The sequence below is a fragment of the Mycobacterium sp. genome, from assembly GCF_040509115.1.
GTDB lineage: Bacteria > Actinomycetota > Actinomycetes > Mycobacteriales > Mycobacteriaceae > Mycobacterium.
On the sequence record NZ_JBEVLO010000482.1, the window covers coordinates 32,117 to 41,342 of the forward strand.

Annotated in this window: 10 protein-coding genes and 1 pseudogene; 2 read left to right on the forward strand and 9 right to left on the reverse strand. The window is 67.9% G+C overall.

Features of this window, described 5'->3' with window-relative positions; all coding sequences use genetic code 11:
* Positions 1 to 30 precede the first annotated feature (30 nt).
* The 9 genes from ABW137_RS32900 to ABW137_RS32940 all read right to left on the reverse strand — a co-directional run bounded on the left by ABW137_RS32900 (position 31) and on the right by ABW137_RS32940 (position 8,554).
* Positions 31 to 1,053: an NUDIX hydrolase gene (locus tag ABW137_RS32900; protein ID WP_526406661.1), complete on the reverse strand. Its 1,023-nt coding sequence runs from the start codon at positions 1,051 to 1,053 to the stop codon at positions 31 to 33.
* Entirely contained in the window at positions 1,053 to 2,240 is a 1,188-nt protein-coding gene (locus ABW137_RS32905; protein WP_526406638.1) for a glycosyltransferase family 4 protein, read from the reverse strand. The genes ABW137_RS32900 and ABW137_RS32905 overlap by 1 nt, the downstream gene beginning before the upstream one ends.
* Entirely contained in the window at positions 2,240 to 3,199 is a 960-nt protein-coding gene (locus ABW137_RS32910; RefSeq protein ID WP_526406640.1) for a phosphatidylinositol mannoside acyltransferase, read from the reverse strand. The genes ABW137_RS32905 and ABW137_RS32910 overlap by 1 nt, the downstream gene beginning before the upstream one ends.
* Complete coding sequence (pgsA, locus tag ABW137_RS32915; RefSeq protein ID WP_526406642.1) at positions 3,196 to 3,879, reverse strand: phosphatidylinositol phosphate synthase; 684 nt, start codon at positions 3,877 to 3,879, stop codon at positions 3,196 to 3,198. Before pgsA ends, ABW137_RS32910 begins: the two co-directional genes overlap by 4 nt.
* Positions 3,876 to 4,451: an ATP adenylyltransferase gene (locus tag ABW137_RS32920; protein WP_526406663.1), complete on the reverse strand. Its 576-nt coding sequence runs from the start codon at positions 4,449 to 4,451 to the stop codon at positions 3,876 to 3,878. The genes pgsA and ABW137_RS32920 overlap by 4 nt, the downstream gene beginning before the upstream one ends.
* Positions 4,436 to 6,478: a threonine--tRNA ligase gene (thrS, locus tag ABW137_RS32925; protein ID WP_526406644.1), complete on the reverse strand. Its 2,043-nt coding sequence runs from the start codon at positions 6,476 to 6,478 to the stop codon at positions 4,436 to 4,438. Before thrS ends, ABW137_RS32920 begins: the two co-directional genes overlap by 16 nt.
* Before the next feature lie 88 nt (positions 6,479 to 6,566).
* A complete protein-coding gene (locus ABW137_RS32930) occupies positions 6,567 to 7,019 on the reverse strand; it encodes a TIGR02611 family protein (protein WP_526406646.1) in 453 nt (150 codons plus the stop codon).
* Entirely contained in the window at positions 7,016 to 7,642 is a 627-nt protein-coding gene (locus tag ABW137_RS32935) for a PaaI family thioesterase (RefSeq protein WP_526406648.1), read from the reverse strand. The genes ABW137_RS32930 and ABW137_RS32935 overlap by 4 nt, the downstream gene beginning before the upstream one ends.
* A 51-nt stretch (positions 7,643 to 7,693) precedes the next feature.
* Positions 7,694 to 8,554 carry an aldo/keto reductase gene (locus ABW137_RS32940; protein WP_526406650.1) on the reverse strand — a complete coding sequence of 287 codons (861 nt, stop codon included), beginning with the start codon at positions 8,552 to 8,554 and terminating at the stop codon, positions 7,694 to 7,696.
* 36 nt (positions 8,555 to 8,590) lie between these two features.
* On the opposite strand from ABW137_RS32940, the gene ABW137_RS32945 reads away from it, so the two are divergent.
* Together ABW137_RS32945 and ABW137_RS32950 are read left to right on the forward strand one after the other, a co-directional pair.
* Positions 8,591 to 9,088, forward strand: coding sequence for a DUF1990 domain-containing protein (locus ABW137_RS32945; RefSeq protein ID WP_526406652.1), 498 nt, complete (start codon positions 8,591 to 8,593; stop codon positions 9,086 to 9,088).
* A 22-nt stretch (positions 9,089 to 9,110) separates the two neighbouring features.
* Positions 9,111 to 9,226 (forward strand): annotated as a pseudogene (locus ABW137_RS32950) (hypothetical protein); the annotation flags it as partial.

The following is a 9,226-nucleotide window of genomic DNA, read 5'->3' on the forward strand; positions in this document are numbered from 1 at the left end:
AAATTGGTTTGATCCGCAGCTCCAACTGGCCTACGTGATGGATTGCATCTCCCGACCCGGCCCGATGGACCCGGGCGCAGCCATGGCGTTGGCCTCGGCGAGCAGCTCGCCGAGTTGCAATGGATAGACGGTCTCACCGCCGTCGACGAGGTCGGCTATCGTCGCCTCGTCGCACCAGCGGTGGCCGTGGATGGTGCGCTCCTCCAACGGGGTGAAACCGATCGTCGACGGCTCGAACCGCAGCGTCCGGTAGACGAAGAACATCTCCTCGCTGCGGATCACCGAGCCGTTGAAGTCGAACACCGCTTCGCGCTTCCACACCGGCCCGACCAGGTCGGCGCTGCTGACCCGCAGCCCGGTCTCCTCGGCCAGTTCGCGGACGGCCGCCTCCGGCAGCGTCTCCCCCGGCTCGACGGCACCACCGACGGTGAACCACCAGCGCGGGGCGGACGGAGTGGCGGGGTCGGAGCCGCAGAACAGCAGCACGTAACCCAGCTCGTCGAGAAGCACCACGCGTGCCGACGTGCGCTTCTGAACCTGGCCGCGCGGTCGCTGCGTGGCGCGCTCGGCGATCTCGAAATAGCTTGGCTTCGCTGCCGTTCCACCGAGATGGAGCAATCGCACCAGTGGCCGCTCACGCAATGCGAGGGTGTCGCGGACGGCGTCGTTGTGGAAGCGGCGCGCCAGCAGCACCCTGGCTTCGGCGTCGGCCATCTCGGCGACGAGCGCCACGGGCAGCGTGGCGGGATCGACGAGGACCAGCGCCGCGGACAGCTCGTTCTCGGCGGCTTCGCGGGCGTGGCGCGGCGCGCGCTCGGCGGCGTCCGCCAACGCTGCCAGGTGCCTGCCCGCCGCCGTGCCTCCGTAGGCGTCGGTGGCGACGGAGCGTGCCACCACGGCGCGACGGGCCAGGATGCCGTCGAGCGCCTGCCACGACAGGTCGTAGCGGACGTGAAGGCGGTCCAGCCGGTTGGCGGTCAGGAAGGCCCACACGCCCCCGATCAACAGGACCACGGCCAGCAGGCCGAGCACGATGACCACGATCCAGGTGATCAACTGATCTCCCTGTTCTCATCGTCGGGAGCAAGCTCCAACGCTCTCGCTTCGCCCCGGCCAGAGCCCGTCACCTGGACCTTCGCCCCCGCTCCTGCCACGGTCTCGTACACCCGGAGGATCTCCTGCGCGACCACCGACCAGTCGTATCGACCCACCGCCTTGGCTGCCTGCGCGACGTAACGCTCGCGGGTCACGTCGTCGGACAGCATCTCGATCAGTGCCGCGCCGAGGGCCTCGGAGTCGTCGATCGGCACCAGCTTGCCTGCCGCGCCGTCCTCGAGCACACGACGGAACGCGTGGAGGTCGCTGGCCACCACCGCGGTCCCGGCTGCCATGGCCTCCACCAGGACGATGCCGAAGCTCTCGCCGCCGGTGTTGGGCGCGCAGTAGACGTCGGCGCTACGCATGGCGGAGGCCTTCTCGGCGTCGTCGACGAGTCCGAGGAACCGAAGATGGCTGGCCAGCTCGCCCGCCTCCTCGCGCAGTTCCTCCTCGTCGCCGCGGCCGACGACGAGGACCTCGACGTCGGGGAACGCCTCGACCAGTGCGGGCAGTGCGCCGAGGAGGACGGCCATGCCCTTGCGCGGCTCGTCGTACCTACCGAGGAACAGCACCGTCTTGCCTTCGCGTGGGTAGCCGTCGAGCCTGGCCGCCGAGGCGAACGCGTCGACGTCTACCCCGTTGGGGATCTCGACCGCATCGGAGCCCAGTGCCTCCATCTGCCACCGCCGCGCCAGATCGGACACCGCGATGCGGCCGACGATCTTCTCGTGCCAGGGCCGCAGAATGCCCTGAAAGACGCTGAGCGTCAACGACTTCGTGGTCGACGTGTGAAACGTCGCCACGATCGGTCCGGTGGCGATCATCAATGCCAACATCGACAGGCTCGGGGCGTTCGGCTCGTGCAGGTGAAGGACGTCGAAGTCACCGTCGAGCAGCCACTTCTTGACCTTGCGGTGAGTGGCCGGACCGAAACGCAGCCGCGCCACCGAACCGTTGTACGGAATGGGGACCGCCTTGCCGCCCGACACGACGTAGTCGGGCAGCTTCGCCGCTGGCGACGATGGTGCCAACACGCTGACGTAATGGCCGTAGCTGCGCATCACCTCGGCGAGCTGAAGGACGTGGACCTGCACGCCGCCGGGGACGTCGAAGGAGTACGGGCAGACCATCCCGATGCGCATCAGGGTGACCCGCCGCTAGTGATGCGAGCCCGGCGCTCGTCGGACAGATCGGCGATCCACTGCGGCTGCAGCATGTGCCAATCGGCGGGGTGGGCGGCGATGCTGGCGGTGAACCGATCGGCCAGTGCCTGCGTGATGACGCCGACGTCGCCGGAGGACACGTCCAGTGCAGGTCCGATCGTGGTGACCGCCACGTCGGGTTCGTAGTGCGAGTGCGCGGGCAGCAGCGCCGCGCCGGTGGCCAGCGCCAACTTCGCCGGACCCGCAGGCAGCATCGTGGGCTCGCCGAACAGATCCACCCGGATGCCGGACCTCGTCAGGTCGCGGTCCGACATCAGGCACACCAGACCGTTGGCGCGCAGCCGTTCCGTCAGGATGTCGAAGGGTGGCCGCGTACCCCCGGTGAGCGGCAACACCTCGAAGCCAAGGCTCTCCCGGTAGGCCAGGAATCTGTTGTACAGGGACTCGGGCTTGAGCCGTTCGGCGACCGTCGCGAACTTGCCGTACGTGTTGGTCAGCCACACCCCGGACATGTCCCAGTTGCCGCTGTGCGGCAGGGCCAGGACCACGCCGCGATTGGCCTCCAATGCCGCGGCCACGTGTTCGCCGCCGACGGTCGCCTCGTCCAGGCGCCTGGCCAACACTGCGTGGTCCATCGACGGCAACCGAAACGCCTCCCGCCAATAGCGTGCGTACGAGGCCAGCGAAGCACGGATCAGGCTGCCGGGCACCTTGGCGGGAGCGACTCCGATGACCCGGGCGAGGTTCTTGCGCAGTTGATCGGGTCCGCCGTTGCGCGATGCATACCGCGCGCCTGCGTCGAACGCGTTGCGGGCGGCGAATTCCGGCATGGCACGCACCACCTGCCAGCCTGCGGCGTAGCCGAGGTCGCTGAGCTGGCCGCCGAGCGGGACCTTGAGCCCCCTGACTCTCGGCACACCCGCCGACGGCGTGCTCACGTCTCGCTCGCTTCCTCGGCGGAATCGTTGGGCGGTCCTGACGTCTTGGTGTCCAGCGGTTCGCCTGCGCCTGGCGAGGTGCGGACCGAGTGCAGCCGTTGTCCGAGCGTGATCAGGCTGAGGACGGCGAGCACCCACATCGCGACCTGCAGCAGCCACGGCACGTGCAGGAACCCGACTCCCGACAAGCCCGCGCCGAGCAACACGATGATCAGGCGCTCCGGGCGTTCGATCATGCCGCCGTCGCCCTTGAGCCCGTTGGCTTCCGCCCTGGCCTTGATGTAGGAGATCACCTGCGAGGTGACAAGGCAGATCATCGTGGCGACCACCAGGGCGGCGTCGTGCATGCCGAACGCCGCCCACCACAGCAGTCCGCAGAAGACGGCGCCGTCGCCGATGCGGTCGCAGGTGGCATCCAGGACGCCGCCGAACGGCGTGCTGAAGCCCCGTTCACGCGCCATCGCGCCGTCGAGCATGTCGGCGAGGACGAACACGAACACCGCGAAGGCGCCCCACCAGAGCTGCCCGATCGGGAACAGCGTCAGCGCGGCGATGACGGTGCCCGCCGTGCCGACGATCGTGATGCTGTCCGGGGTGAGGCCCACCCGCAGCGCAACCCTGGCCACCGGTCGGCTCAGCTTGGCGTAGGCCGCCCTGGTCAACAAGTACAGGTCGCTCATGTCTGGGCAGCCCACTCCGTGGCAAGCAGTTCTCGGGTGTCGCGCAACAACTGAGGGATGACCTTGGAGTCACCGATGATGGTGATGAAGTTGGCGTCCCCGCCCCACCGCGGCACGACGTGCAGGTGCAGGTGCTCGGCCAGGCTGCCGCCCGCGGAGTGGCCGAGGTTCAACCCGACGTTGAAGCCGTGCGGCCTCGACACCGCCTTGATGACGCGAATTGCCCTCTGCGCGAACGCCATCAGTTCGGCGCTCTCGGCCTCGGTGAGATCCTCGAGCTCGGAGACCCTGCGGTAGGGCACCACCATCAGATGCCCGGGATTGTACGGGTAGAGGTTCAGGACGGCGTAGACCAACTCGCCGCGCGCAACCACCAGCCCGTCCTCGTCCGACATCGCCGGAATGTCACTGAACGGCTCCGAGGAGGACGCGGAGCCGACGCCGCCGGGCACCTTGGCCTCGGCGATGTAGTTCATCCGGTGCGGTGTCCACAACCGCTGGAGGTGGTCGGGGTCACCGACCCCGCGGTCGGTGATCGTATTCTCCGGATCCACTGTCACACCGTGACCAATTCGGCTGTGGGAGAAGCATTGTCGCGCCGGGCGATCCACTCGACGATGGCGTTGACGGCGTCGTCGCGCGCGACGCCGTTGACCTGGGTGCGGTCGTTGAACCGGAAGCTCACTGCCCCGGCCTCGACGTCGCGATCACCGGCGAGCAGCATGAACGGCACCTTCAAATTGGTGTTGGTGACGATCTTCTTCGCCATCCGGTCGTCGCTGTCGTCGACCTCGACGCGGACACCCCGCGCCTTCAACTGCGCGGCAACGTCTTCGAGGTATTCGACGTGCGCCTCGGACACCGGGATGCCGACCACCTGCACGGGCGCCAACCACGCTGGGAACGCACCCGCGTAATGCTCGGTCAGGATGCCGAAGAACCGCTCGATCGACCCGAACAGTGCACGGTGGATCATCACCGGCTGCTGCCTGCTGCCGTCGGCGGCGGTGTACTCCAGACCGAACAGCTTGGGTTCGTTGAAGTCCAACTGGATCGTGGACATCTGCCAACTGCGGCCCAACGCATCTCGGGCCTGGACCGAGATCTTCGGACCGTAGAACGCCGCACCGCCGGGGTCGGGCACCAAGTCCAGACCCGATGCGGCGGCCACTTCGGCCAGGGTGCTGGTCGCCTCTTCCCAGATGTCGTCGGACCCGACGAACTTCTTCGGATCCTTGGTGGACAGCTCGAGGTAGAAGTCATCGAGGCCGTAGTCCTTGAGCAGGCCGATGACGAACTGCAGCAGCGACGTCAGTTCGGCACGCATCTGATCGCGCGTGCAGAAGATGTGTGCGTCATCCATCGTCAGACCACGGACGCGGGTGAGGCCGTGCACCACGCCGGACTTCTCGTGGCGGTAGACGGTGCCGAACTCGAAGAGCCGCAACGGAAGTTCGCGGTATGAGCGACCGCGGGCGCGGTAGATCAGGCAGTGCATCGGGCAGTTCATCGGCTTGAGGTAGTAGTCCTGGCCGGGTTTGCGGACCGTGCCGTCGTCGTTGAGTTCCTCATCGACGTGCATCGGGGGGAACATGCCGTCGGCGTACCAATCCAGGTGCCCCGAGGTGTGGAACAGCTGCGCCTTGGTGATGTGTGGGGTGTTGACGAACTCGTAGCCTGCCTCGATGTGCTTCTGGCGCGAGTACTCCTCGAGTTCCCGGCGGATGATGCCGCCCCTGGGGTGGAATACGGCCAGCCCAGAACCGATTTCGTCGGGAAAGCTGAACAGGTCGAGTTCGGCGCCGAGCTTTCGGTGGTCGCGACGCTGCGCCTCCTCGAGCAGTTCCAGGTGGCGGTCGAGGGCCTCCTGCGACTCCCACGCGGTGCCGTAGACGCGCTGCAGGCTGGCGTTGTTCTGATCCCCCCGCCAGTACGCCGCGGAGCTACGGGTCAGCTTGAAGGCGGGGATGTAGCGCGTGGTCGGGATGTGCGGACCCCGGCACAGGTCGCCCCAGATGCGTTCGCGCGTACGGGGATTGAGGTTGTCGTAGGCGGTCAGTTCGTCTCCACCGACCTCCATCACTTCCGCGTCGCCCGACTTGTCGTCGACGAGCTCGAGTTTGTACGGCTCGTCGGCCAGATCTTCGCGCGCCTCGTCCTTGGACGCGTATACGCGGCGATCGAACAGCTGACCGTCCTTGACGATCTGACGCATGCGCTTCTCCAGCGCGGCCAGGTCCTCGGGGGTGAACGCCCGCGGCACCTCGAAGTCGTAGTAGAACCCGTCCGTGATGGGCGGGCCGATGCCCAACTTGGCCTCGGGGAACAGACCTTGGACGGCCTGGGCCAGCACGTGGGCCGCCGAGTGCCGGATCACGCTGCGACCGTCCTCGGTGTCGGCGGCGACGGGGGTCACCTCGACGTCGGCCGCGGGCACCCACGACAGATCGCGCAGGCGTCCGTCGGCGTCGCGGACGACGACGATGGCATCGGACGCTCCGCGGCTCGGCAATCCGGCGTCACGTACCGCTGCGCCCGCGGTGGTCCCGGCAGCGACCCGGATCGGGGCTGCTGGGGCAAGGCTGGCGGCGGCGGTCATCAGTGGGTCTCCTCGTCAAGGGGGATCGGCATCCTGAACGCGACCATGTTATCGGTGCAAGGTGTTCAGACCCGCTCCAACCTCCGCGTCAGCCGGACCCCAGCCCGATGGGGCTCTGCAACCAGGGTTGCTCAAGACCCACCAGGCCGGCCAACCAGCCGAGCGCGCCGAACAGCCACAACGTCGCGACCACGATCGCCGCCGTGAACACGAACCCGAGGATCTGCACCCACAGGCCCTGTCGTTTGAACCAGTCCATCACCTGGTCGTAGCGCTCGCGGGTGTACTTCAGCGCCCGCCGCGCCCACTCGAACTCGCTGGCCAGGATCGCCAGGCCAAGGAACACGATGGCCCAGCCTGGGCCGGGATATGGGATCGCGACGAGGCCAGCGCCGAGCACGGCCACGCCGATGACGGCGACGACGACGCGGTAGATGAACTCGGCCCTGGGCCTGTCCTGGAGGCCCTCACGCCACCGTTTGAGGGCGTGCAGCGGTCCCGACTCGTCTTCTGACCGGTCGTCCTCGCGCTCGTCGCTCACGGCTGACCCGGGTTCAGCTTGACGAACAGCGCCTCGGCCTCGCACAGCACGTCGTCACCGTCGAACAAGCGGCCCGACACGAAGATCTTCCGGTCCTCGATCCGGTCGATTCCGGCGTCCACCCGAAGCTCCCTTTCGATCGGTGCAATCTTGCGGTAGTTCACATGCAGGTACGCGGTGCGCTGACGGGGACTCCTGGCCAGCTTGAAGGTGGTGTACCCGAGCAGTGAGTCGAACAGCATCGCCAGCGCTCCCCCGTGTACCGCGCCGTTGCGGCCAAGGTGGAACCGGCGGAACCGGGCGGTGCCGCCGAGCCGGCCGTCCTCGGTGACGACCAGGCGAACCGGAACCTGCATGATGTTGCCGCGGTTCGGCAGGTCCATCCTCCTGCCCGACGGTGAGTGCCACTCGTCGGCGTCGTGGGGCGCGAGCAGGCGGTTCACGTCCTCGATGAGGTCGGCGGCCCGGGCGATCACGTCGTCGGGCGCGTCGGCACCACGCGTCAGATCCTGCAGGGTCCGGACTGCTTCGACGAAGCGCCCGTAGTCGGGTCCTCCGCGGGTGGTCGGCTCTGGCGGGTTGAACCCACCGCCGGTCTTCGGCTCGACGGTGTCGCTGGGCATCTGCTCACCGTATTGCCTGACCGGTTGCGGACGGCCACCCGCACCCTGCCGTCAGGTGCCGCTGACGGCGTTGAATTCGTCGTCGGTGAGCACGATCTGGGCCGCGCCGACGTTCTCTTCGAGATGAGCGACGCGGGACGTACCGGGAATCGGCACCATCACCGGGGACCGCCTCAGCAGCCAGGCGACGGCCAGTTCGGACGGCGTGGAACCGTGGTCGGTGGCGACGCTCTGCAGCGGACCGTTCTCGGCGACCAACGGTCCCGAGCCCAGCGGCGCCCACGGGATGAAGGCGATTCCCTGGGACTCGCAGGCCTCCAGTAGCGGCTCGGCGTCGCGCTCCGACATGTTGTACCGGTTCTGCACCGACGCGATGGGCGTCACCTTCTGAGCGGCTTCGAGTTGTTCGACGCTGATCTCGGACAACCCGATGTGGCGGATCTTGCCTTCCCCCTGCAGCGCCGCGAGCTCACCGACCTGGTCCTCGGCGGGGAACTTCGGATCGATGCGATGCAGCTGGAACAGATCGATGCGGTCGGTGCCAAGACGACGCAGGCTCATCTCGACCTGTTGACGCAGATAGGCCGGGAAGCCGAGCGGGGTCCACGCGTCTTCACCCGTGCGCAGGAGCCCGGCCTTGGTGGCGATCACGATGCCGTCCCGGTAGGGGTGCAGCGCTTCGCGGATCAGTTCTTCGGCGACGAACGGCCCGTACGAGTCCGCCGTGTCGAAGAAGTCGATGCCGAGTTCGACGGCGCGGCGGAGAACGCGGATGGCCTCGTCGTGATCGGCGGGCGGGCCCCAGATGCCCTTGCCGGTGAGCCGCATCGTGCCGAATCCGAGTCGGTGCACGGTGAGGTCTCCACCGAGAGTGAATGTTCCAGCTTGATGAGCGACGGGTTCAGTGGTCACGGTTCGACGGTACGCCGCGGCTGGCATGGTGAATGGATGATGTTGAGCGATCTCGCCGCCCTACCGTTGACCTACCGTGAGATCGGTGCGACGGCAGGCCCCACACCACATGGCTACCACCAGTTGGCCGCATCGGCGGTGATCGGTCAGGGCCGGGATCGCTTCGAGGAGGCGGCGGCCGACCTGATGCGGTGGGGCATGCAGCGCGGCGCCGGGTTGCGCGTCGAGGCCACCACGGAGGTGGCGGCGGTCGATTCTGAGGTCCTAGTGGGCATCGGTCCCGTGCGGGTGCCGTGCCGGGTGGTCTACGTGCTGGACGAACCGGACCGGCGCGGCTTCGCGTACGGAACGCTGAAGGGGCACGCCGAAATTGGCGAGGAGCTCTTCTCCGTCCGCTTCGACCCGACGGGTGGGACCGTCCATGCCGAGGTGCGCGCCTTCTCCCGGCCGGGTACCTGGTGGAGTCGATTGGGCGGTCCCGTCACGGCGCTGGCGCAGCGCCTGGTGACCCAGCGATACCTTCGGGCGCTCTAGTACCGCCGTCGGCGGTGCCGACAGGGTGACCGGCGTCGGCGGTGCCGACAGGGTGACCGGCGTCGGCGGTGCCGACAGGGTGACCGGCGTCGGCGGTGCCGACAGGGTGACCGGCGTCGGCGGTGCCGACAGGGTGAC

Bases quoted from the DNA above. Each gene is read 5' to 3' on its own strand.
- ABW137_RS32905 (WP_526406638.1), bottom strand. From the start codon at position 2,240: ATGCGCATCGGGATGGTCTGCCCGTACTCCTTCGACGTCCCCGGCGGC.
- pgsA (WP_526406642.1), bottom strand. From the start codon at position 3,879: ATGAGCGACCTGTACTTGTTGACCAGGGCGGCCTACGCCAAGCTGAGC.
- thrS (WP_526406644.1), bottom strand. From the start codon at position 6,478: ATGACCGCCGCCGCCAGCCTTGCCCCAGCAGCCCCGATCCGGGTCGCT.
- ABW137_RS32935 (WP_526406648.1), bottom strand. From the start codon at position 7,642: ATGCCCAGCGACACCGTCGAGCCGAAGACCGGCGGTGGGTTCAACCCG.
- ABW137_RS32945 (WP_526406652.1), top strand. From the start codon at position 8,591: ATGATGTTGAGCGATCTCGCCGCCCTACCGTTGACCTACCGTGAGATC.